The following is a 21,898-nucleotide window of genomic DNA, read 5'->3' as shown; positions in this document are numbered from 1 at the left end:
GGCGGCATTCGATGATGATGAGAAAATCTTACCGCCCAGGCCTGCTCAATGAAAACGTCCCCCGCTGTCACCATTCACTATTGTTCGCAATGCAACTGGCTGCTGCGTGCCGCGTGGATGGCGCAAGAATTGCTCCACACCTTCAGCACCGATTTGGCCGCCGTTACGCTGGTTCCCGGCACCGGCGGCATTTATGAGGTCACCGTGGATGGCTTTGTCATCTGGGATCGCAAAACCGAAGGCGGCTTCCCCGACGCGGCAGCGCTCAAACAGCGTTTGCGCGATCGATGCTTTCCCGAGCGGCCATTAGGCCACGTGGATAACAAAGGCGTTAAAAGTTAAGGTGCAGTAACCACAAGGTGCCGCGCTTGCCTTCTGCCGGGCGTCCTGAGCTATACTGTGCGTCTCTTTTGGTAACAAACTCAGATGACTATGGAACGCTTTATAGAAAACGCTATGTATGCCTCTCGCTGGCTGCTTGCACCGGTTTACTTTGGCTTGTCGCTGGCGCTGGTGGCGCTGTCGATCAAATTCTTCCAGGAGATACTGCATGTTCTGCCGAGCATCTTCTCCATAACCGAAGGGGATCTGGTGCTCACCCTGCTTTCGCTGATCGACATGGCGCTGGTGGGTGGCCTGCTGATCATGGTGATGTTCTCGGGCTATGAAAACTTTGTTTCGCAGTTGGATATCAGCGAGCACAAAGAAAAGTTGAGCTGGCTGGGGAAAATGGACGCTACCTCACTGAAGAGCAAGGTAGCCGCATCCATTGTCGCTATCTCTTCCATTCACCTGTTGCGGGTGTTTATGGATGCCAAGAACGTGCCGGACAATAAGCTGATGTGGTATGTGATTATCCACCTCACCTTCGTGCTTTCCGCTTTCCTGATGGGCTACCTCGATAAAATAACGCGTGAGAAGCACTGATTCACCGATCTGGCCGTCATCACTCTGATGGCGGCTAACCCTCTCTCCCATTAAAAATAATTATCCATCAATCTGTTGGACGCCAATTTCAATCGTCAATTTAAAGTTACGTTGTCACTAAACGGCGGTTAATGCCCGACCTGGCGATTTTCAGTTAGTGCATATGATGATAATAACATTATAATGCTATTACATTCCCGCTGGGCGCATAAGCCACCGCTGGCCGAGCTTCGTCCCGCTGACAGGATCCAAAATCAATCATGCCGCTGAATGGAAATCCACTACAGTACCAGGATGTTCAATCTATCCTGCCACACCGGTTCCCCTGTCTGCTGGTCGACCGCATTCTGCCCGCCGGCACGTCGATTTCTGAAGGGCGCTTGAGCGCCATCAAAAACATTACCGCCAATGAACCGACCTTTTGGACCGGCCACCACCAGACCACCGTTTTCCCCGGCATCCTGATGGTGGAAGCCCTGGCGCAGAGCACCGGCCTGCTGGCCCACTACTTTCTCGGCCCGTTGTCAGAAGGCGAACATTATTACTTTGCGTCCATTCAACGCGCCCGTTTCTACCGCTCGGCCCAACCCGGCGACCAATTGCGCATGGACGTCGCCTTTGTCCGGCAACGATCCGGTATTGCCCGTTTTTCCGGAATGGCGACGGTCAATGGCCGCCGTATCTGTACGGCCGAATTTATGTGCGCCCGTAAATAAGCCCCCGTTTCTAAAGGAGCCAAAGCGAAGCTACCATGTCTATTGTTGATAAGTTGTTCAATAGCCTTGATTTTTCTCCCCGTGGACAAGTCATCGCCCGGGAGGAAGACCATTGCGGTGAAATTATCGTTTCTGACCACAAAGACTACCGTACCCTGCGTTTCGACGGCATTTGCGAGCAGAGCAAAATGTGCATCAGCGCGCCGCAGGTGCCGGTTCACAACTACATAAAAACCATGCTGATGGCCGTAGCCTGGCAGCCGCCTTCGGCGGCGCTGATCCTCGGTCTGGGAGGTGGTAGCCTGGTGCGAGCATTGCATGCTTATGATCCCAACATGCTGCTGGACGTAGTGGAACTGCGCCCGGCGGTGGTGTCTGTCGCCCGCCGTTATTTCACCCTGCCCGCCGATAAAACGGTCACCCTGCACACCGCTGATGCCGCCGATTTTTTACAGGCTCCCGCCACTCGGCAGTATGACCTGATATTTTCCGATCTTTACAGCGCCTTCGCGATGGACCCGCAACAGGGCACGCGAAATTTTCTGGATCAATGCGCCGGTCGTCTTTCGCCTCAGGGCTGGTTGGTGCTGAATTATCATGAAGTGCCCGATGACAGCACGCTGCTGTATCACAGCTTGCACTGCGCATTTAAAACCGTTCTTTACTGCGTGGCACCCAGCGGCAACGTCATTATTTACGCTACACCGGGCCATGTTGAGACGCCGCTCAGCCTGCTGCGCAGCCTTTCCGCCGCCGTCGGTCCGACCTTTGGCTGTGATTTAGGTTTTCTGTCGCGCAAAATTGAGCGGCTGCATTTTAACTAGAAATTGTGGGTTGGATAGCCGATTACCCAGCATGCCATTATCATTTGATTATCATCCTCTGGAGGAATCCTCATGGAAAAGAAAACGGCACGACTGACGATACTCATCGATCCGGATAAGAAAAAAGCCCTTGAAGAGCTGTGCCTGCAACAGGACGTCACCCCGTCTCAGGTGATCCGGCAACTGATACGGGACTATTTGCACAAACATCAGGTGGAATACCCCAGTCAACCGACCCGTTCCAATCCCCGGGTAGATAACACCTGACCCGAGGATTGACGCCGGATGGCGCACGGAATGCGCCATCTGCAACCGCCAGGTTCAGCCCTGGCGTCTCCCCGCAGAGAATCCGTGCCCTTTAGCCTCGGCCACCAATGCGCAGGACCACATCAATTCATCAAACCTGTCCAACCGTGGATACCCATGTAGATACCCACCGCGGCAATCAATATGCTTGAAAAATAAGGGGCACGGCGGGCCAATGTGTTGAAACCGCCCCAGCGTTTTGTCGCCTGCCTGACGCTATAAGCGGCAGCAACACCCACCACCACCAAGGTCATTGCCAGGCCGATGCTAAAACACAGTACCAATGCCGCACCTAAGCTAAATGCCTTCACCTGGATGCACAGCAGCAGTACGGTGATTGCCGCAGGGCATGGGATCAACCCGCCCGTCAAACCAAAGAGAATAATCTGACCGGTCGTCACATTTTGGTTGGCAAAACGACGTTTGATATCGTTAGCGTGCGCTTTCTCATGGGCATCCTGATACTCCTGCGAAGAAACATCCAATCCTGCCAACGCCGAATGATCATGATCGTGGTGATGGTCATGTTCTTTGAACTCGACGTCATAGTCATGAGAATGCCCGCCATGGCCTAACGATAAACGCGCCGTGAAATTATGCGGTTCGGGGATCGCATGCACGGATTGCAAGAAACCGTCTTTTTCCTCGAATTCAAAAATCTGTGGGAAGCCCTTTTCGCGCACAGTAGTCACCGTGACCGACTTTGCTCCCCAGTTTTGCCCAGCGACATTTCTTAAACGCCAATGCGGTGGTATGCCGTCTTCAAAGATCGACAATTCAACGCGCCCATGGCCAGTATCAATCAGGTGTGATTCGTCATGGCCCTGATGTTCAAGCTCATAAGCTTGTTCGGCTTTCCACTGTTGTTCACCCCGCCAGGTACGCCAAAACATCCAAAGTGCGGTACCCAAGATAATGATCGAGGAAAAGAGTTGAAAATAAGGTTCTGTCGCCTCTGCGGTAAACTGACGGCTCAAATACATGCCGCCAAAAGCGATTAACCACACTATCGCCGTATGCGAGACAGTCGCCGCCAGCCCCAGCAAAACCGCCTGTTTCATCGTGCCGCGAATAGCCACAATGAAGGCGGCCATCATCGTTTTGGAGTGTCCAGGTTCAAGACCATGCAAGGCGCCAAGCAAGATAGCGCTGGGAATAAACAGCCAGGCGTTACCCACGCCTTGCTGCAGCAGGGAGGAAAAATCGGGCATGACGCACCTCAGAGATACTTTGTTATTTCTTTAAATTCACGGACAACTGCCGGTGATACTTCCCCGTCAGCCTTCACAGCGTGATCCAGACAGTGATCGAGGTGATCATGGATGAGCGTTTTTTTTGCATTAGTCACCGCCTTTTCAACCGCCTGAAGCTGTTGTGCGATATCAAGGCAGGTTCTTCCATTTTCCAGCATCAGGATTGTACTGTTCAGATGACCCGCTGCACGCTTAAGTCGCTTGATGATATCGGGATGTGTTTCATGTTGATGCATAGTTGTATCCTATGGGGGGGGATAGGATGAATATAGCTGATCTCTGCAGAGATAGCACCCGTCGTCGAGGGCATGTTTGAAGGTCATTGCACTGATTGTGAGCACGCTTTGATGAAAGGGCTCCGTTTGGGAAACGGAAACTATTTAGCCGATTACTCAGCATGCCATTTTCATCCTCTGGAGGAATCCTCATGGAAAAGAAAACGGCACGACTGACGATACTCATCGATCCGGATAAGAAAAAAGCCCTTGAAGAGCTGTGCCTGCAACAGGACGTCACTCCGTCTGGTGATCCGGCAACTGATACGGGACTATTTGCACAAGCATCAGGTGGAATACCCCAGTCAACCGACTCGTTCCAATCCCCGGGTAGATAACACCTGACCCGAGGATTGAAGCCGGATGGCGCACGGAATGCGCCATCTGCAACCGCCGGGTTCAGCCCTGGCGTCTTCCCGCAGAGAATCCGTGCCGTTTAGCCGCAGCCGCGACAGCCAGTGCGCCCAACAGAAGCACCAGCGCTGCCCAGGGGAAAAACGCCGGGCCATACCGATCAAGCAAGATCCCGCCGAAAATGCCGCCACCGGCGATGGCGCTATTCCAGGTAACCACGTTCATGGCCAGCGCCGCATCCGCACCTTCACCGGCGACATCCGCCAGTGCGGTCTGCAATAGCGTCGCCGCACCGCCGAAACTCAACCCCCACAGCACCATGCCGACATAGATCACTCCTGCATTCTGGAATCCCAGGCCCAACAGCACACTGGTGGCGGCGAAGAGCGCGAGGCTGGTCAGCACCGCCGTTCTCAGGTGGCGATCAACCACCCGGCCGGTGATCCAGATCCCCGCCAGCGCCGCCAACCCGAAAATAAGCAATACCGCATCAACCCGGTCGCCAAGGCCGGCCGGCGTAACAAAGGGCGCAACGTAGGTATAGAGAATGTTATGAGCGAACATCCACAGCACTACCACGCCCAATACCGATCTGACGCCGGGGGTCATCAACACCTTGTGCAGCGGCAGCCGTTTTGTTCCCGTCTGCCCCGGATAATCCGGCACCTTTACCAGCACCCAAACAATTAATACCAACGACAGCAGCGACATAACGCCAAAGGCGGCGCGCCAACCGACCACCGATCCCAACCAGGTCCCGAGCGGCACGCCCAACGACAGCGCGACCGGTGCGCCCACCATCGCCACCGCCATCGCTTTGCCCTGAAGATGAGGCGCCACCATCCGGCGCGCATAGCCGGCGAGCAGGCTCCAGGCCAGTCCCGCCGCCGCACCGGCAAAAAAGCGCGCGGTCAGCGTAACCGCAAAGCTGCCCGACATGGCAGTGATCGAGTTAAAGAGAAAAAAACCCGCAATAGTCAGCAGCAAAACATTACGTCGCCGCCAACGCTGAGTGGCGAGCGTCAACGGAATGGCAGCCAGTACCGAACCTAGCGCGTAGGCGGTGATCATCTGTCCGGCAAGCGAAGGCGACACCTGCAGGCCAGGTGCGATCTGGGCCAGCAAACCGGCGGGGAGCGTTTCGGTAGCAATGCAAATAAATCCCGTCATGGCTAATGCCAGCAGCGCGGCAATCGGCAAACGCTGTGTCTCCTCGTGGATCGCCCTGACATCACTGCAATGGGTAGTCGTTTGGCTCATGGTTTATCCATTTATATATCGATCGGTATAAATATAGGCGACAGCGAAATGCACTCTTTTGCCAGGGTGCATTTCGGTCAGTACGTCACTGGAATTGATTTATGTATCGAGTGGTATAATTATGCTAAGGAGCTATCATCTGAGTGTCAACAAGATTTATACTGATCGGTATGTAACTTACAAACATGGAGTCAGCCATGGCACAAATGGGTCGCCCTCGCCGGTTCGACCGCGACGAGGCCGTTCAGCAGGCATTGCATCTGTTTTGGCAACACGGGTATGAGGCCACCTCTCTGGCTCAGCTTAAGGCGAACATTGGCGGCGGCATTACCGCGCCCAGTTTTTATGCCGCCTTTGGTTCGAAAGAAGCGCTGTTCAGAGAAGCGGTTGCCTGCTATCTCAACAGCTATGGGCGGGTCAATGATGCGCTCTGGGATAACTCCCTGCCGCCCAGAGAGGCGATTGAAACCTCGCTGCGCCGCTCGGTGAAGATGCAGTGTGAAGATAAACATCCCAAGGGGTGCATGGTTGCATTGAGCGTAATGACAGGTGGCACGGATGAGCATTCGGCGGTCCTGAAACCGCTTGCCGATTCGCGCCTGCGTACGCTGAACGGTTTTATGCGCTGCATCGAAAGAGGCATCGCCGGCGGCGAACTGGCCAAGGATACCGACGCTGCAGCCCTCGCCACTTTGTTTGATAGCTTCCTGCTGGGCGTTTCGACGTTGGCGCGCGACGGTGTCGGTCATTCGGTGCTCGATAACGCCGCAACTGCCTTGCTGGCAGTTTGGGACGCAAACACCGGAGCCGGATAATACCGATGTCGAACAGCGCCTGGCCGCGATCACTGCTCCAGGCGTTGCGCCAACAGGCGCAGCTGTTCGGCAATCTGCTTCAAATCCTTGTCATTATGCTCGCGTGGCCCGGTGGAATTACGGATCACCAGCTTTGCCGACAGAATCGATGACGCACGCGACAGCTCGTTCTCGCTGGTGTTGAGCACCTTCCTGACCGCTTCCTTGCCCTGCAAATCCAGATCCAGCGAGACGGTGGTCAGCGCCGGGTAGAAGAAGGCGCTTTCATAAGCATCGTCATAGCCAATCACCGACTTTTGCCCCGGTATCGGCAGTTGGTTCTGATGGAAGGCGCTTAGCAGCCCGAGCGCCATTTGGTCATTCCCCACCAGCACCGCCGAGAAATGAGGGGTCTCGCGCAGCATCTGCAATGCGCCGGCGTAACCGCTTTGCGCGTCCCAGTTGCCGTGCAGCACCGTGACCGGCGTCAGGCCATAATCCTGCAGCGCATCCTGCCAGTTCTTCAGGCGCAAATTGGCCGAAATGGAGTATTGCGGCCCAGCCAGCAAGGCAAAGTCGCGGTGCCCCAGCTCGTAAAGATACTTGACGCTGGCACGGGTGCCGTCGGCCGGGTTAAAAGAAACGTTAAACACTGAACTGTAAGGGTCAACGTCGAGGAACAGGCAGGTAATGTCATCGTTGTCCGCGGCGATTTTTTCCGCCACCGTCGTCTCCAACGGTACGTTGATGATGACTTTTTCTACCCGCTGCGACTTGAGATCGTTGATCGAGTCCTGAATGCCATGATTGACGTTCTCATCAATCATTGAAATCAGCACCTGATAGCCTTCCGCATTGGCGTAACGTTTTACCGCCGCCGCCACCTGCGAAGGGGCATGCAAAGCCAGGGAGATGGTGACCAGCCCCACCGTTCGGCTCTGTTTGCCCACCAACTGCTGCGCCAGACGATTGGGCACGTACCTGAGGAGCTCAATAGATTGTTCAACCTTGCGACGCGTGGTTTCAGAGACATTGGCTGACTTGTTCAACACCCGTGAAACCGTCTGGTAAGACACGCCGGCATGGCGGGCAACATCCTCTAACGTGGTGCTTTTCGACTTCATAATCCGTTCCCTGTGATTGCTCTGGACTGATTGTAACAGGCGCCCCCCTCACCGCATAGTTACCCCGATCACATCCATCAAATTTCCAGAAAAGTTATTCGTTCACATATCCAGTCTTAGTGATCTGTCTCACTAACCGTTACAAATCCTGCTGTTTTATTTGCACTAAATCACAATAAATCAATAACGCGATTGTGTGTTGTCATGATTAGCCATTCTATTGCTGCGCGGATGTGAACGTAATACAAAAACATAATGAGGCATACATGAAAACAAGACTACGCACATTGTCTGTCGCTTTGGCGATGGCGCTTTCCTCACCGGTTGCCTTTGCCGCCGAAACACCAGGGATCGATTTCCATGGCTATCTGCGCTCCGGTGTCGGGGTATCCCAGGATGGTGGGTTAGAAGAATGGCAGAAGAACAAAATTGGCCGCCTGGGCAACGAATCCGACACCTACGGTGAAATCGAACTGGGCAGCGAAGTCTACAAAAAGAACGACGTCAGCTTCTATCTCGACACTATGGTCAGCATGGTATCGGACGGCTCAAACGACAGTGAAACCACGCTGGGGGATGACGCCGAATTCGGGTTGCGTCAGCTTAATCTGCAAATCAAAGGGCTGATCCCGGGCGACCCTAACGCGGTGATCTGGGGCGGCAAGCGCTACTATCAGCGCCATGACCTGCACATCATCGATACCAAATACTGGAACATATCCGGCGCGGGTGCCGGGGTGGAAAACCTCTCCTTTGGGCCGGGCGCCATCTCCGTAGCCTGGATCCGCGGTGACGGCAACGACGTGGATTACCGTGTCGACAACGATAACGACCTCAACATCAACTATCTCGACCTGCGCTATGCCGGCTGGAAACCGTGGACCGGCGCCTGGACCGAGTTTGGTATCGATTATGCGATGCCGAACCCGACCAACAAGCAAAAAGAGTACGGCGGCCTGTACGACGCGGAAAACGGCGTGATGCTGACCGGCGAGATCAGCCAGGACATGCTGGGCGGCTATAACAAAATGGTGTTGCAGTACGCCACCAAGGGTCTGGCGCAGAACATGGTGTCTCAGGGCGGCGGTTGGTATGACGTCTGGAACAACACCCGCGATGCCACAGGTTACCGGGTGATCAATACCGGCCTGATCCCGATTACCGACAAGTTCTCCCTTAACCACGTGTTGACCTGGGGTTCCGCCAGCGATCTCAGCGATGCGATCGACAAGAGTAACCTGCTCTCTCTGGTGGGCCGGGCACAGTATCAGTTCACGCAGTACGTACGCGGCATTGGCGAAGCCGGCGCTTTCTACCAGAAAGATGATCACAAAGACGGCAGCCACTACAAGCAAGGCGGCGAAAAGTACACCTTGGCGCTGGGGTTGGCGGATGGGCCGGAATTCATGTCCCGCCCTGAATTGCGCGTCTACGCCTCCTATCTCAATGATTCAGAGCAAGGCAATTCATTCAAGGACGGCACCGCCAGCAATACCTGGAACTTTGGCGTGCAGGTTGAAGCCTGGTGGTAACAGGCACAACTCAGGGTAAATAACGGCTCTTGGCTTATTGGCAGTACCTTAATCCTCTCATCATTATCTTCTGTGTCTTTGACGATGCTCTCCGGTTGCGGTCGTCCATTGGTAACCCCCTTTTGGGGGGTTACCAATTATTTTTTATTCCTGATGATTAACCGAAAAACGCTCCGCCAATAATTTACGCAAATTATCTGACTGCTTGCCAAATATCGCGTGCACCTCCTGACCAATAATAATCACCCCCAGCGCTCCCGACTGTTGCAATCCTTCCGTATCGACTTTGGCTAAATCCGTTACCGTTACACGCAAGCGAGTAATACAGGCATCGACATGCTGGATATTTTCTCGGCCGCCCAAATGCTGCATCAGCGTTTCTAAAAACGGCATGTCGACGCTATTATCTTCCACTGGCGATTTCGGGTGCGAGAAATAATGCGTAAAGGCTTTTAAACTGACCATGGTTATTTCCTCATAAGATACAGACGTAAAAAAACGCCCGTTCGACTGAACGGGCGCAAGGGAAAGAAACTAGGCCAACTTGCGGGTCAATAGGCGGCAGCCCCAGGGGGCCAACGTCATTTCGCCCTGTAGAGTCTTGGCATTCGACATATCGGTATACACCACCGGCAACGCCACGGTTTTTGCCTTGTCGCTGTAGTTTTGCACGATAATGAACTCGGATTCACCGTCGGTGCGCCGCTGTGCGGTCACGCTCGGCGGCAATGCCGTGTCCAGTGCGCGCGGCAACGCCAGCTCTTGCGCTATCGCCATAAAGAAATCACGCTGGAATGAGGCATCGTTGCGCGAAGCGACATACCACGCCTTGCCGTCGCCAAAGCGGTTGACCGTCAACGCCGGGCGGCCGGCATAAAAATCACCGCCGTAGACCGCCTGCGCGGTGGCGCCCTCCAGGTTGATCAGCTCGCACAGGTGGCGCGCCTGATAACTGCCCTGCAAACCCAGCTCGTTGCCCGGCACGCCACGAATGCTGTTGGTCTCGTCATCCGTCAGGCTGTCGATCTCTTCCGCCCAGATCCCCAGCAGCGGCCGCAGTGGCCCCGGGAAACCGCCCTGATGGCACAGATCGCTTTCATCGACGATGCCGCTCCAGTAGCTGGCGACAAACTGCCCGCCCTGCCGGACAAAGGCTTCCGCACGCGCGGCAAAACCTTCGCGCACCATATACAGCATTGGCGCAATCACCAGTTTATAACCAGAGAGATCGCAATCGGCGTTGATGATATCCACCGCAATGCCCTGCTCCCAGAACGGACGATAATGCTCCACCACCGTCTGCTCGTAATGCAGCCCGGCGTTGCGCGGCCCTTGGGCATCGTCCATCGCCCAGCGGCTTTCCCAGTCGAAGATAATCGCCACCCGCGCCTCGACCCGGCTACCGGCGACCGGTGCCATGGCGGCCAACAACCGGCCCAGCTCGCTCACCTCCTTGCCGACGCGGGTGTCCAGCCGCCCGGAGTGGTCAATCACCGCGCCGTGGAATTTCTCCACCGAGCCGCGGCTTTTGCGCCACTGGAAGTACTGCACCGAATCCGCTCCGTGCGCAACCGCCTGCAGTGAGGAGAGAATATGCATGCCCGGTTTCTTCAGCTTGCTGATCGGTTGCCAGTTGGTGACGCTCGGCGTCGATTCCATCAGCACAAAAGGCTTGCCCTGTTTCAGGCTGCGCATCAGGTCGTGGAACATGGCGGTATAGCAGGCCAGGCCGGTTTCGTCCTGCCGGTTATGCCACATCGGGTAGCTGTCCCAGGAGATGAAATCGATGACTTTCGACATCTGCCAGTAATCGTAATCGTAGAAATATTCCATAAAGTTGGTGGTGGCCGGCAAGTCTGGATTGGCCGCCTTCAGCGGCGCAATTTCCTGTGCGCAGAAATCGGTGGCCTGGGTACTGCAAAAACGCCGCCAGTCCAGGTTCAGACCATGAATCGACACCTCACCCTGCGGCGCAGGCGATTCAATCTGCGACCAATCGCTGTAGGTGTGGCTCCAGAAATCGCTCCACCAGGCCTCGTTCAACCGATCCAGCGTCTGATAACGCTGCTGCAGCCAATCGCGGAAATCGCTCTGGCAACGGCTGCAATGGCACTCGCCACTGTATTCGTTGGAAATATGCCAGCCGATCACCGCCGGGTGGTGCGCATAGCGCTGAGCCAACTCCCGGTTGATCTCATTCACCTTGCGCCGATATACCGGGGATGACAGGCAATGGTTGTGTCGGCCACCGTGCAACGCGGGTACCCGATTGCGCCCCACGCGTAATACCTCCGGGTATTTCTGCGACAACCACGCCGGACGCGCGCCGCTTGGCGTAGCCAAAAATACGTGAATACCCTGCACATATAACTTATTCAGCACCTCGTCCAACCAAGTGAATTGATATTTACCCTCTTCAGGTTCAAGCTTCGACCAGCTGAATATCCCTACCGACATAATATTGCAGTTAGCCTGCGTCATCAGCTCTACATCTTTCTCCACCATGCCCGGATAATTAGCCCATTGTTCCGGGTTGTAGTCTGCTCCATGCAATAGGCCAGGCACCTTTGCACTCAAAAGAGGAAATTTATTCATCATAATTCCTTAGAAAATAATTACTGAAATTCTTTATTACGGACGGCGCAATTAATTAAATGACTTTAATGAAGGCAGCACTTTACCCCGGCAATCAAACAGCGCCTGGTTTTCACGCGCGTTGCCATCCTTGCCGGATTCACCGATATATTTCATCCCGGCCTGCGTAGCCCAACCGGCGCCCGGCACGGCGATCCAGGTCGGCTCCCAATAAAACACGCCTTTGCCACGGTTAGCCGGCACGTTAATGATGCTTTGCATCAGATCGCGAATAAAATCGGCCTGCCCCTGAACGGTGCCCGGGTATCCCCCATCCTGCGCTTCTTTGGCGGAGAAACTGTTGTCGGTATCGTCGCAATTTTCCAGGCCATAACCGTAAGCGGCCTCAACCACAATCACGTCTTTGTTATACCGCTTGCTGATGTCGTCCATATTGGTTTGCAGCTTTGAAATGGGGCCGTCCCAATAGGTGTACATCGATAAACCTATGACATCGAACGGCACATTGCGCCGGGTTATCTCGTCAAACCACCAACGGAAAGTGTCATTCTTGGTGCCCTCGGCCAAATGCAGCATGATTTTCACCTGTGAAGGCGAATCGAGGTTTTCCCGCAGCCCGGCGATCGCCGCGTTCAGCAACCCGGCCAGGCGATCAAACTCCCCGCCGCCCTGGCCCCAGCTTTTGCCTTCCGGCCACAGAATGCCGCCATTAATCTCATTGCCGATCTGCACCATATCCGGCAACACGCCTTGCTGCTTGAAGCTGGCGATAGTGTCGCGGGTATAGTCGTGGATCGCCGTTTTCAGCTGGTCATAGCTCATTTTATCCCAGGCTTTAGGCTTGAATTGCTTGCCGGGATCGGTCCAGAAGTCGCTGTAATGGAAATCCAGCAGCAGCTTCATGCCCTGCGCCTTGACGCGCTTGGCCAGCGCCAACGTGGTGGCGAGATTGTTATTGCCGGCGCCATAAGGTTGGCCTGCGCTGTCTTGCGGATCGACCCACAGGCGCAGACGCACATAGTTCACGCCATTGTGTTTGAGGATGACCAGCGGATCCTGTTGAACGTTGTTCTGGTCGTAGAACTTGCCGCCATGCTGCTCCACATCCGCCAAGGTAGAAATATCCACGCCCTTGATAAAGCCGGTCGGAACATTGCTCAGCGGTTTGATGATGACGCTGTCCGCCGCAAACGCCGTGGCGGACAACAGCCCGGCCGCCAGGCACAGGCTTAATAAAGCCGGTTTGAATGTTTTCATCGCATTATCCTTTTGTGCTGCCAGAGGTCAGGCCGGAAACAAAGTACTTTTGCAGGGCCAGGTATAAGATGGCGACCGGCAGCGCGATCAACACCGCTCCCGCCGCGTAGGTGGTGTAGCTGGCGCCCATCTTTTGCGACACCAGGTTATACAGGCCGATGGGCAGCGTATATTGGTCCGGGGTACGCAAAATGGTGCTGGAGAGGATGAAATCCCCCAACGGGCCGGTAAACGAGAACAGCGCGACCACGGCGATAATCGGCTTGGAGAGCGGCATGATGATCTCGATAAAAATCCGGAAGTTGCCGGCGCCGTCCATCCGGGCGGACTCGTCCAGATCCTTCGGAATCGCATCCAGATAGCCCTTCATCAGATAGGTGTTCATCGGGATCATCCCCGCCACGTAGATCAACACCAGCGCCATATGGCTGTTGATCAGCCCCAGCAGCTGCGACAGCACAAAAATGGCAATCAGCGCGGAGAACTGCGGGATCATCTGCAACAGCAGGAACAACATCAGGCCGTTCTGCCGCCCCTTGAAACGAAAGCGTGAAAACGAATAGGCGGTAAAACTGACGCTGATCAGCGTCAGCACCATGGTCAGGAAGCTGATTTTCATCGAGTTCCAATACCAGGTCAGGTAATTGACCTTGCCGTTGAACAAGTCGGCATAGTGCTGAAACGACAGGTTCTCCGGGATGATCGAGCTGCTCAGCAGGCTGTTACCGGCATTGAGCGACGCGCCGACGGTCCACACCAGCGGGTAGATGATGATGGCGGACACCAGAATAATCACCAGCCAGGACAGCGATAAACGCACCCACTTCTCTTTCTTGATGCTCTTTGACATTGCTATCCCCTTAGGCCGCGTCATCGTTCTTGAACGAATTGGTGGCGCGGAACTGCCACAGCGCGATGCCCACCACGAAAATCGACAACAGAATGGTGATGGTGGCGGCGATGGCGTACTGCGAAGACGACATCGTCAGCTTATAGATCCAGGACACCAGAATGTCCGTCCCCCCTGCGTTGGAGCCGGCCACCGCAGGGCCGCCGTTATTGAACAGGTAGATGATATTGAAATTGTTAAAATTGAAGGTGTATTGCGTGATGATGATCGGCGCAATCGAGTAAAGCACCAGCGGCAACGTGATGGTGCGCAGCTTGGTCCAGGTGCTCGCCCCGTCCATGGTCGCGGCTTCGTACAGGTCATCCGGGATCGCCTGCAGCACGCCGGTGGTCATGGCGAACACAAACGGGAAGCCCAGCCAGGTCTGCATCATGATCAGCGCAGTTTTGGTCCAGAACGGATCGGTCATCCAGGCTTTCGGTGCGATGCCGAAAAACGCCAGAATGGCATTGTTGATCACCCCGAACGAGTCATTGAACATCCCGGCGAACACCAGAATGGTGACAAAGCCCGGCACCGCCCAAGGCAAAATGAAAATGGTGCGGATCAGCGGTTTGAAACGTAAATCCTTCTGATTGACCAGGATCGCCAACATCACCCCTACCGTGCATTGCAGCGTGGTGGCCAACAGCGTCCAGACCACTGTCCATTGCAGCACGTCAAAGAAGGTGGAGCGCCAGATCGACAGCGTGAAGATATTGATAAAGTTCCTGAACCCGACCCAGTCAACCAGCTTGGCCGGCGGCGTGTGATACAGGTTGTAGTTGGTAAAGGCGATAGAGAAGCCAAACAAAATGGGGAAGATCACCACGAACACCAACAGGATAAACCCCGGTGTGATCATCAGATAAGGAAAGCCCTCGCTCAGCAGCATCTGGTATTGCTTGCGCACGCTGTTCAGCGCCATACCGGCATCACGCTTTCTGCCATTCACCCAGGCGTCGCGTATCGACAGGCCGTAAATCGCCAGGCCAAAGCCAATCACCAATACGCTGAGGATCCCCTCCGCCAACAGGAAAATGGAGTTATCGCGTGGCACTTCACTGCCGAGCGTATACAGCCCCCACAGCCCTTCGGTGAGGAACTGCCAGGTCACCCCGACAAAGCTGCTGAGCAGCACCAGAAAGATCAGCCCTTTCGCCCATTGGCGATGATAGAACTGACCAAACCCGGGGATCAGCGCCAATATCAGCGCCCCCACGGAATGGCTGTATCGGCCTCGGTCGGCGGACAACTTTTCACTTGGAGTGACAATCACACACTGCTCCTTCTTGAAAACGGGAGGAGACCTCCCGTTGCAGACTGCTGGCAAAGCCCGTTATTAGGGAGAGCGTGCCGTAGGGGTCGTAGCGGCTTGCCCGCCGGAGTGCCCCTCGGTGCGCTAGGCCCGGGTATCTCGGGTTCAAAGACAACTTTGGCTCGGTTACTGGTTGCTGGCCTGCATCGCTTCGATTTGCATTTTGATTTGTTTGACGGCATCGTCCAACGCCGTTTTTGGCGGCTGTTTGCCGGTCATGCTCAGTTCCAGCGCCGCGTTGGCCGGCCCCCAGACTTCCTGCATTTCAGGAATGCCCGGCATGGCGGTCGCATGGCTGGCCTGAATGGCTACCGCACTGGCTCTCTCGTCGTTCTTGATGAGCGGATCGTCAATCATCGCCACCAGCGGAGGGATCTCTTTGGTCACCTGATAGCGCGTTTTCACGTAGGCCGGCTGATTGATAAACTCGATGAACTTCTGCGCCAACGCCTTATCTTTGCTCCAGGTGGAGACCACGTAGCCTTTCACGCCCAGGAAAGAGTTCATCGGTTTGCCGTTCGGCAAGGTTGGCAGTGGCGCTACACCATAGTTGATACCCGCGTCGGCATAAGGCTGGAAGGCCCACGGGCCGTTGATCACCGCTGCGGCTTTCTTCTCGGTGAACAGGGAATCGATAGCGTTCAACCCGCCATCGCCGATGATGCCCGCCGGGAACAGGCCATCGGCGTAGAATTTTTTCAGGTAACTGACGGCTTCAACCGCGCCGGGGGTGTTCAGGCCGATATCCAACGGATTCAACCCGCCTTTGCCGTCGTTGCCAAAGATATAACCGCCCATGCCGGCGATCGCGCCGCGGCTGTAATAAATCTGGTCAAACTTGGCCAGCAGGCCGTATTTGCCCGCCGCACGCTGCTGTTTGGAGAAATCGTAATAGGCATCCAGATTAGCCAGCGGCTGCGGCAGCAAATCCTTGTTGTAAATCAGCACCAGCGTTTCTACCGCTTTCGGTACGCCGTACAGCGTTTGATTCATGGTGAACGCGCCGATGGACGGCTTGGTGAACGCGTCGGCTGCGGCCTGATCCAGCTTTATCGGCGATAACAAACCTTGCACCACCGCGGCCCCCACCTGATCGTTAGGGATCACCAGCACATCGGGGCCGATACCGGCCGGGCCGTCCAGCCGCAGCTTTTCAATCTGCTGCGCAAACGGCATTTCCAGCACGTTAACCTTCACGTCGTTCTGTTTTTCGAAATCGGCGATGGCACCCTTGATGCCGTCGGACTTCTTGATGTCTTCCCAGACGGTAAGCTGTTGGCCTGCCGCTGCGAGGGCGAAACCGGAATATTGACTGGCCGCCAATGTGGCCAGTACCAGAGCAGTGATTGTTTTGGTTTTCATTACCCACCTCATGTGAAGGTATTACATTTTTGTTTTATCACTTTGGGATTAGATGCTTCAGGCCTGGCACAATGCTCAGTATTACAACGTGTAATGCGATAACCTGGTCATTGCCTCGGCTTGTTATACGCTACGCTGAGAACCACGCTAACTCTATACAATTATCACCATTGTGTGATCGTTATTGCAGAAATGAAAACCGGTGATATGGCTTGAAATCCAGCGCAGTTATAGTCTTTTCAAGACGTTCTGGCCGTTATGACGATGAGAAAATATTTGTTATACGTATTACATACAAACAAGAGTAACAGCCAGAAGACGCCCTGACAGGGTTTGCCTATTGATAACTTCCGAGGATCAACAAGATGTCCAGCATAAGACTGAGGAATGTCACCAAGCGTTTTGGTAAAACGGTGACGTTGCACAATATCAACCTTGAGATTAAAGGCGGGGAATTCGCCGTGTTCGTGGGGCCGTCAGGCTGCGGTAAATCTACGCTGTTGCGCATGATTGCCGGGCTGGAGGAGATCAGCGACGGGGATATCCTGATTGGCGAAGAACGGGTTAACGATGTGGCACCCGCTCACCGGGGCGTAGCCATGGTGTTTCAGTCCTACGCGCTCTACCCGCACATGACCGTCGCCGAAAACATGGGTTATGGATTAAAGGTGAACGGGACGCCGAAAGAAGAGATCCGCCATCAGATCGAGATGGTGGCAAAAACCCTGCAACTGACCCATCTGCTGGACAGAAAACCCAAACAGCTTTCCGGCGGCCAGCGCCAACGTACCGCTATCGGGCGCGCCATCGTGCGCAATCCCAAAGTCTTCATGTTTGATGAACCGCTTTCCAACCTGGATGCCGAGCTGCGGGTCGATATGCGCTTACATATAGCCAAGCTGCACCAGGAGCTGAAAACCACCATGGTGTATGTTACCCACGATCAGGTTGAGGCGATGACGCTGGCCGACAAGATTGTGGTCATGAATTACGGCAAGGTGGAACAAATGGGCGCGCCGATGGCGCTGTATTACAACCCGATCAACAAATTCGTCGCCGGGTTTATCGGCTCGCCGAAGATGAACTTTTTGCCGGCCACTGTGGTGAGCTGGACGCCAGAGCTACTGACCGTCTCCATAGGCTCAGACAAAACCCTGGCCCTCGCCCTCTCCACCCTGCAGATCTCTCCCGGCGAGCCGGTTACGCTGGGTATTCGCCCCGAGCACCTGACAACCCACTCAGATTCACCGTTACGCCTGGATTTCCACTGCGAAGTGGTCGAACGGCTCGGCAACAACACCTATCTGTTCGGCCAATGCCACGGCCACGATGGTTTTAAAATGCTGTTGCCCGGCGATGCGAATTTCCGGCCCTACCAAAAATTGCAACCGGGATTCCAGGCACAACAATGCCTGGTGTTTGATGCCGACGGCGCGCGCATCAGCGCCGATATCGTCATTCCGCAATCCTGAACCTGCTCCATCCGGCAAGAAATCATCGGCAGTGCGCGGTGATCGCAAGAGAGACCCGCGATCGCCGCGCGACAAGCCCGGTTACACCTTGCCGGTAGCCACGCTATCGAACACATCTGATGCCCTGTCGCGACGCAGCAGTGCAGCCACCGCGATCTCTGCGATATCACGCGAATCTTGTTTTTTGAATTATGTTGTCAGGATGTCAGATCATGGCTGTCAGCAAGCAGCTCATGTATTTCCTTTGGCGTTAGCGGCCCGGAAAGAAGCACGCTAACCCAGTGCTCTTTGTTCATATGGTAAGCGGGCAAAATGCCGTCTTTTTTACGCAATGAACCGATGTACTCCGGCCTGACTTTCACTTCGAGGACATCCAACACATCATCCGTCTTCAGACCCAGCTTTGTACCGGAGACATTCATCACGAGACCGAACCATTTGGTTCCGTCATGATGGCGAAGTACGGCATAGCCCGGCAGGTTACGCCAGAGATATTCCGGCTCAGATTTAAAATGTTCCCGGGCGTAACTGAATAATGTCTCTCTCTTCATCATAATTTCCTTATTTATCCAGATGACCAAAGCGTTCGATACCTGTCTTTACTGTCCGCGATGCTTCATCAGTATTGTAACGTCACCCCGTTAGAACCAGCGACATATCCGGGTATCTGGCGCAAAGGAAATCGACGAAGGCGCGAACCTTTGGCGCAGCAAGCCGCCTGGAGGTATGCAATACCCAAAGTGCTCGATCTGCGCCCGACACCGTGCCCCACTGAATCAAATCGCCACGGGCAAGCTGATTCCATGCGATGGACTGAGGAATGAGGGCAGCACCACCGCCGGCAATAGCGGCATCCCGAACCATCAGCAACGAAGAGAAGCGCAGCTTTGGGATCGGCTCCAGGACCAGTTGCCCTCCATCGAGACTCCAGTGCGTAGGCTGGAAACTCGAGGTTACGATGCTGGGAACGGGTCTAATTGCACCGGGTGTCGGCTTGAGTATTTCAGGTGCGGCCACGACAACCAGCCTGTCTTTGGCGAAACACCGCCCGACTAAATTGCTGTCGGGACTGGGGTTGATCCGAATGGCAACGTCAAATTGTTCCTCGACGAGATCCACCATGCGATCTTCCGCCACGATCTCAATCTCAATTTCCGGGTAGGCCGCACAAAATTCCGCACCAATGCGCCCCATCGAAAGCTGGGAAAACAGAACGGGTGCCGCTACACGCAAACGTCCGCGAGGCGTCGAAACACCGTCACCGACCGCCGTTATGGCTTCGGTTACCTCATTCAGCAGACCTTCGGTTCGGGACATCAGCATTTCGCCGGCTTCGGTGAGCTTCAAACCGCGAGCGCTACGTTCGATCAGTCTCACACCCAGTTGCTCCTCAAGATCGGCGATCCGTCGCGATAGCGTGGCTTTGGAAATGCCGCTCGCACGGCTTGCCTTCCCCAGCCCTTCATTCGTTGCGACGAGGATAAAATCAGACAGCGCGTTCAGGTTCATGGTGTTCCATTTTTGAAACAAGGTGTCTACGTTTTATGCTCTTTGTTTTTTTATTGCAACGGAATACTGTCTCGTTATCAGAACGAGATACGAGGAACTGCAATGAACAACATACAACGCGCTGTACTGATCCGTCACTACGGCGGGGCCGATGCCGCAGAAGTGGCAGAGATCGAAAAGCCGACACCGGGACAAGGCCAGGTTCTGGTTCGGGTTCAGGCCGCTGGCGTAAACGGTATTGACTGGAAAGTTCGTGAAGGCCAGGTACGAAATGCCTTTCCACTTCCCTTCCCCATCATCCTGGGCGCCGAGATGGCAGGGGTTGTCGAGGCTGTCGGCTCCGATGCCTCTCGCTTCCGTGTCGGCGACCGCGTCATGGGCGCAATGACAGGACTGGGTGCGTACGCCGAATTCGCGGCAATCGATGAAGCAAACCTCTCCCCGACACCCGAGAGTCTGGACGATGTCCATGCCGCCGCCATCCCCGTAGCCGCCGTCGCGGCCTGGAATAGCTTACACCACGCAGGAGCGCTCTCTCCGGGCCAGCGAATCCTTATTCATGGCGCGGCCGGTGGACTGGGTGCCTACGCCGTGCAGTTTGCCAAACGGGCAGGTGCCGAAGTCTTCGCGACTGCGGGCACGGCCGATCTGGACTTTGTGCGCAGCCTCGGCGCCGATTGTGTCATCGACTACCGCTCTCAACGTTTCGAGGACATCGCCAGGGACATAAACCTGGTGCTCGATTACGTCGGGGGTGAAGTGCTGGACCGTTCCTGGCAGGTACTGGCTCAGGACGGCGTAGTGATTGGTACGTCGTCCCCGGACATTCTGACCCGCACGCCGGAAAACCGCCGGGGGCTCTGGTTTATGAATAAACCCGATCCCGAATTGCTGGAAAAACTGGCCAAAGAAGTCGCCGACGGCACCCTTCAGTCCAGAATTGGCGACGTAGTGGGCTTCGCTGATATTCCCGCAGCAATCGAACGCAATCGTAGCCTTTCACGGACCGGCAAGGTCGTTGCGGACTTCTCTCGTTAACCCTATACCTATGCAGGAGTTTCAAACATGAGCATTCTCGTTACCGGTGCCACCGGCACTATTGGTTCACTCATCACTCAGGGCCTGGCTGACGCAGGCGCCGAGGTCAAAGCCCTTGTCCGCCAGGCAGGTAAGCGTGCGTTCCCGGCAGGCGTCACTGAAGTCGTTGCAGACCTCACCGATGTCGCCTCGATGCGCGCCGCGCTGTCATCCGTGCATACGCTGTTTCTGATTAATGCGGTTACGCCCGACGAGGTTACGCAAGCCCTGATCGCGCTGAACCTCGCTCGCGAGGCGGGCATCGAGCGCATCGTTTACCTGTCGGTGATTCATGCCGACAAGTTTACTAACGTCCCGCACTTTACCGGCAAGCACACGGTTGAACGCATGATCGAAAGCCACGACATTTCCGCAACCATTTTGCGCCCGGCTTACTTCATGCAAAACGACCACATGGTTCAACAGACGATTGAGAGCTACTCGGTATATCCGATGCCAATCGGCTCGGCAGGCGTCTCAATGATTGATGCGCGAGATATCGCGGATGTCGCCGTGGCTGAGTTGCTGCGACGCGACAGAGCATCGTCTGCGCAAGAACGCGTAACGCTGGAGTTGATTGGGCCGCAACCGCTTACCGGTGCGTCCGTAGCGAAAATATGGAGTTCTGCCCTGGGTCGGGAGATCCTATACGGGGGGGATGACGTCGCGGCTTTCGAAGGCCAACTCACTTCATACAGCCCCAGTTGGCTGGCTTATGACATGCGTTTGATGATGGCAGGCATCCAGGCGTTCGGCATGCAAGCCGCTGAAGGAACCGTAGAACAGCTTCAGACTATTATCGGGCACCCGCTGCGCACTTATGAAGACTTCGTTCGCGAGTCTGTTGCCGGGGGTTAACAACCAGACAAAGGGGCGGGTTTACTGCCTGGCAGTGCGCCGCCCCTTCATCGAACTCTGTTTTAATAACGGCTAAAACCATGGAATGCGATGCGGCAATCGATGCTGGATCCGTGTTCTTAAGGGAATAAGACTCAGGATGTCATTATCAAAACGTTAATGTCGATACGGCAACTGCCGCAAAAATTACGACGCC

At 55.1% G+C, this 21,898-nt stretch carries 22 protein-coding genes and 1 pseudogene; 11 read left to right on the top strand and 12 right to left on the bottom strand.

All coding sequences use genetic code 11. The annotated features are described in order from the left end of the window. The first annotated feature begins 48 nt into the window (after positions 1 to 48). The 5 genes from JEM67_RS13880 to JEM67_RS13860 all read left to right on the top strand — a co-directional run bounded on the left by JEM67_RS13880 (position 49) and on the right by JEM67_RS13860 (position 2,734). On the top strand, positions 49 to 342 hold the full coding sequence (locus tag JEM67_RS13880) for a SelT/SelW/SelH family protein (protein WP_199635842.1): 294 nt from the start codon (positions 49 to 51) through the stop codon (positions 340 to 342). 90 nt (positions 343 to 432) lie between these two features. Continuing rightward, complete coding sequence (locus JEM67_RS13875) at positions 433 to 927, top strand: TIGR00645 family protein (protein WP_013812880.1); 495 nt, start codon at positions 433 to 435, stop codon at positions 925 to 927. Between the two features lie 260 nt (positions 928 to 1,187). Beyond that, complete coding sequence (gene fabZ, locus JEM67_RS13870) at positions 1,188 to 1,643, top strand: 3-hydroxyacyl-ACP dehydratase FabZ (RefSeq protein WP_004944391.1); 456 nt, start codon at positions 1,188 to 1,190, stop codon at positions 1,641 to 1,643. A gap of 35 nt (positions 1,644 to 1,678) precedes the next feature. After that, on the top strand, positions 1,679 to 2,467 hold the full coding sequence (locus JEM67_RS13865; RefSeq protein ID WP_199635841.1) for a spermidine synthase: 789 nt from the start codon (positions 1,679 to 1,681) through the stop codon (positions 2,465 to 2,467). 72 nt (positions 2,468 to 2,539) lie between these two features. Further along, complete coding sequence (locus tag JEM67_RS13860; RefSeq protein WP_006318355.1) at positions 2,540 to 2,734, top strand: ribbon-helix-helix protein, CopG family; 195 nt, start codon at positions 2,540 to 2,542, stop codon at positions 2,732 to 2,734. Positions 2,735 to 2,856: 122 nt separating this feature from the next. Here the strand turns inward: JEM67_RS13860 and JEM67_RS13855 are convergent, their stop codons facing one another. Together JEM67_RS13855 and JEM67_RS13850 are read right to left on the bottom strand one after the other, a co-directional pair. Further along, entirely contained in the window at positions 2,857 to 3,984 is a 1,128-nt protein-coding gene (locus JEM67_RS13855) for a nickel/cobalt efflux transporter (protein WP_199635840.1), read from the bottom strand. Between the two features lie 8 nt (positions 3,985 to 3,992). Continuing rightward, on the bottom strand, positions 3,993 to 4,262 hold the full coding sequence (locus JEM67_RS13850) for a metal-sensing transcriptional repressor (protein ID WP_013812877.1): 270 nt from the start codon (positions 4,260 to 4,262) through the stop codon (positions 3,993 to 3,995). Positions 4,263 to 4,453: 191 nt separating this feature from the next. On the opposite strand from JEM67_RS13850, the pseudogene JEM67_RS13845 reads away from it, so the two are divergent. Further along, positions 4,454 to 4,646: pseudogene (locus tag JEM67_RS13845) on the top strand (ribbon-helix-helix protein, CopG family). Between the two features lie 54 nt (positions 4,647 to 4,700). On the opposite strand, the gene JEM67_RS13840 reads toward JEM67_RS13845, so the two are convergent. After that, the gene (locus tag JEM67_RS13840) at positions 4,701 to 5,915 is read right to left on the bottom strand and encodes an MFS transporter (protein WP_013812875.1); all 1,215 of its coding nucleotides are present in this window, start codon (positions 5,913 to 5,915) and stop codon (positions 4,701 to 4,703) included. Positions 5,916 to 6,112: 197 nt separating this feature from the next. On the opposite strand from JEM67_RS13840, the gene JEM67_RS13835 reads away from it, so the two are divergent. Further along, entirely contained in the window at positions 6,113 to 6,730 is a 618-nt protein-coding gene (locus JEM67_RS13835; protein WP_199635838.1) for a TetR/AcrR family transcriptional regulator, read from the top strand. 29 nt (positions 6,731 to 6,759) lie between these two features. Here the strand turns inward: JEM67_RS13835 and JEM67_RS13830 are convergent, their stop codons facing one another. Then, positions 6,760 to 7,833, bottom strand: coding sequence for a LacI family DNA-binding transcriptional regulator (locus tag JEM67_RS13830; protein WP_199635837.1), 1,074 nt, complete (start codon positions 7,831 to 7,833; stop codon positions 6,760 to 6,762). A 266-nt stretch (positions 7,834 to 8,099) separates the two neighbouring features. Here JEM67_RS13830 and JEM67_RS13825 point away from each other — a divergent pair, with 266 nt between their 5' ends. Continuing rightward, positions 8,100 to 9,365, top strand: coding sequence for a maltoporin (locus JEM67_RS13825; RefSeq protein ID WP_199635836.1), 1,266 nt, complete (start codon positions 8,100 to 8,102; stop codon positions 9,363 to 9,365). 144 nt (positions 9,366 to 9,509) lie between these two features. Here JEM67_RS13825 and JEM67_RS13820 read toward each other — a convergent pair whose 3' ends face one another. From JEM67_RS13820 to JEM67_RS13795, 6 genes are all read right to left on the bottom strand, one after another. Further along, positions 9,510 to 9,830, bottom strand: a complete 321-nt coding sequence (locus JEM67_RS13820) for a glucose PTS transporter subunit EIIB (protein ID WP_199635835.1) — start codon at positions 9,828 to 9,830, stop codon at positions 9,510 to 9,512. 69 nt (positions 9,831 to 9,899) lie between these two features. Further along, positions 9,900 to 11,960: a beta-galactosidase gene (locus JEM67_RS13815; protein ID WP_199635834.1), complete on the bottom strand. Its 2,061-nt coding sequence runs from the start codon at positions 11,958 to 11,960 to the stop codon at positions 9,900 to 9,902. A gap of 51 nt (positions 11,961 to 12,011) precedes the next feature. Next, complete coding sequence (locus JEM67_RS13810; protein ID WP_199635833.1) at positions 12,012 to 13,217, bottom strand: glycoside hydrolase family 53 protein; 1,206 nt, start codon at positions 13,215 to 13,217, stop codon at positions 12,012 to 12,014. A 4-nt stretch (positions 13,218 to 13,221) separates the two neighbouring features. Beyond that, the gene (locus JEM67_RS13805) at positions 13,222 to 14,073 is read right to left on the bottom strand and encodes a sugar ABC transporter permease (RefSeq protein WP_037430937.1); all 852 of its coding nucleotides are present in this window, start codon (positions 14,071 to 14,073) and stop codon (positions 13,222 to 13,224) included. 4 nt (positions 14,074 to 14,077) lie between these two features. Then, positions 14,078 to 15,385, bottom strand: coding sequence for a carbohydrate ABC transporter permease (locus tag JEM67_RS13800; protein ID WP_199635832.1), 1,308 nt, complete (start codon positions 15,383 to 15,385; stop codon positions 14,078 to 14,080). A gap of 165 nt (positions 15,386 to 15,550) precedes the next feature. Next, entirely contained in the window at positions 15,551 to 16,786 is a 1,236-nt protein-coding gene (locus tag JEM67_RS13795; RefSeq protein ID WP_013812867.1) for an extracellular solute-binding protein, read from the bottom strand. Between the two features lie 365 nt (positions 16,787 to 17,151). Between JEM67_RS13795 and JEM67_RS13790 the strand changes: the two genes are divergently transcribed. Beyond that, positions 17,152 to 18,258, top strand: a complete 1,107-nt coding sequence (locus JEM67_RS13790) for an ABC transporter ATP-binding protein (protein WP_199635831.1) — start codon at positions 17,152 to 17,154, stop codon at positions 18,256 to 18,258. A 197-nt stretch (positions 18,259 to 18,455) separates the two neighbouring features. Here the strand turns inward: JEM67_RS13790 and JEM67_RS13785 are convergent, their stop codons facing one another. Both JEM67_RS13785 and JEM67_RS13780 read right to left on the bottom strand, forming a co-directional pair. After that, positions 18,456 to 18,809 (bottom strand): MmcQ/YjbR family DNA-binding protein, encoded by a 354-nt coding sequence (locus JEM67_RS13785; protein ID WP_199636096.1) that lies wholly within the window; start codon positions 18,807 to 18,809, stop codon positions 18,456 to 18,458. A gap of 82 nt (positions 18,810 to 18,891) precedes the next feature. Beyond that, a complete protein-coding gene (locus JEM67_RS13780) occupies positions 18,892 to 19,767 on the bottom strand; it encodes a LysR family transcriptional regulator (protein ID WP_199635830.1) in 876 nt (291 codons plus the stop codon). A gap of 102 nt (positions 19,768 to 19,869) precedes the next feature. Here JEM67_RS13780 and JEM67_RS13775 point away from each other — a divergent pair, with 102 nt between their 5' ends. Both JEM67_RS13775 and JEM67_RS13770 read left to right on the top strand, forming a co-directional pair. Further along, complete coding sequence (locus tag JEM67_RS13775; protein WP_199635829.1) at positions 19,870 to 20,805, top strand: NADP-dependent oxidoreductase; 936 nt, start codon at positions 19,870 to 19,872, stop codon at positions 20,803 to 20,805. Between the two features lie 27 nt (positions 20,806 to 20,832). Continuing rightward, positions 20,833 to 21,702, top strand: coding sequence for an NmrA/HSCARG family protein (locus tag JEM67_RS13770; protein WP_199635828.1), 870 nt, complete (start codon positions 20,833 to 20,835; stop codon positions 21,700 to 21,702). Positions 21,703 to 21,898 lie beyond the last annotated feature (196 nt).

Origin of the sequence: Serratia sp. PAMC26656 (assembly GCF_016469055.2) — a bacterium.
Taxonomy (GTDB): Bacteria; Pseudomonadota; Gammaproteobacteria; order Enterobacterales; family Enterobacteriaceae; genus Serratia; species Serratia plymuthica.
The sequence above is the reverse complement of the archived record's forward strand: the minus strand, read 5'-3'. Positions and strand labels throughout refer to the sequence as shown.

Coding starts and splice junctions, on each gene's coding strand:
- JEM67_RS13775 (WP_199635829.1), top strand. CDS start 19,870: ATGAACAACATACAACGCGCTGTACTGATCCGTCACTACGGCGGGGCC.
- JEM67_RS13855 (WP_199635840.1), bottom strand. CDS start 3,984: ATGCCCGATTTTTCCTCCCTGCTGCAGCAAGGCGTGGGTAACGCCTGG.
- JEM67_RS13860 (WP_006318355.1), top strand. CDS start 2,540: ATGGAAAAGAAAACGGCACGACTGACGATACTCATCGATCCGGATAAG.
- JEM67_RS13825 (WP_199635836.1), top strand. CDS start 8,100: ATGAAAACAAGACTACGCACATTGTCTGTCGCTTTGGCGATGGCGCTT.
- JEM67_RS13780 (WP_199635830.1), bottom strand. CDS start 19,767: ATGAACCTGAACGCGCTGTCTGATTTTATCCTCGTCGCAACGAATGAA.
- JEM67_RS13835 (WP_199635838.1), top strand. CDS start 6,113: ATGGCACAAATGGGTCGCCCTCGCCGGTTCGACCGCGACGAGGCCGTT.
- JEM67_RS13880 (WP_199635842.1), top strand. CDS start 49: ATGAAAACGTCCCCCGCTGTCACCATTCACTATTGTTCGCAATGCAAC.
- JEM67_RS13840 (WP_013812875.1), bottom strand. CDS start 5,915: ATGAGCCAAACGACTACCCATTGCAGTGATGTCAGGGCGATCCACGAG.
- JEM67_RS13820 (WP_199635835.1), bottom strand. CDS start 9,830: ATGGTCAGTTTAAAAGCCTTTACGCATTATTTCTCGCACCCGAAATCG.
- JEM67_RS13865 (WP_199635841.1), top strand. CDS start 1,679: ATGTCTATTGTTGATAAGTTGTTCAATAGCCTTGATTTTTCTCCCCGT.
- JEM67_RS13810 (WP_199635833.1), bottom strand. CDS start 13,217: ATGAAAACATTCAAACCGGCTTTATTAAGCCTGTGCCTGGCGGCCGGG.
- JEM67_RS13850 (WP_013812877.1), bottom strand. CDS start 4,262: ATGCATCAACATGAAACACATCCCGATATCATCAAGCGACTTAAGCGT.
- JEM67_RS13830 (WP_199635837.1), bottom strand. CDS start 7,833: ATGAAGTCGAAAAGCACCACGTTAGAGGATGTTGCCCGCCATGCCGGC.
- JEM67_RS13795 (WP_013812867.1), bottom strand. CDS start 16,786: ATGAAAACCAAAACAATCACTGCTCTGGTACTGGCCACATTGGCGGCC.
- JEM67_RS13770 (WP_199635828.1), top strand. CDS start 20,833: ATGAGCATTCTCGTTACCGGTGCCACCGGCACTATTGGTTCACTCATC.
- JEM67_RS13785 (WP_199636096.1), bottom strand. CDS start 18,809: ATGAAGAGAGAGACATTATTCAGTTACGCCCGGGAACATTTTAAATCT.
- fabZ (WP_004944391.1), top strand. CDS start 1,188: ATGCCGCTGAATGGAAATCCACTACAGTACCAGGATGTTCAATCTATC.
- JEM67_RS13790 (WP_199635831.1), top strand. CDS start 17,152: ATGTCCAGCATAAGACTGAGGAATGTCACCAAGCGTTTTGGTAAAACG.
- JEM67_RS13815 (WP_199635834.1), bottom strand. CDS start 11,960: ATGAATAAATTTCCTCTTTTGAGTGCAAAGGTGCCTGGCCTATTGCAT.
- JEM67_RS13875 (WP_013812880.1), top strand. CDS start 433: ATGGAACGCTTTATAGAAAACGCTATGTATGCCTCTCGCTGGCTGCTT.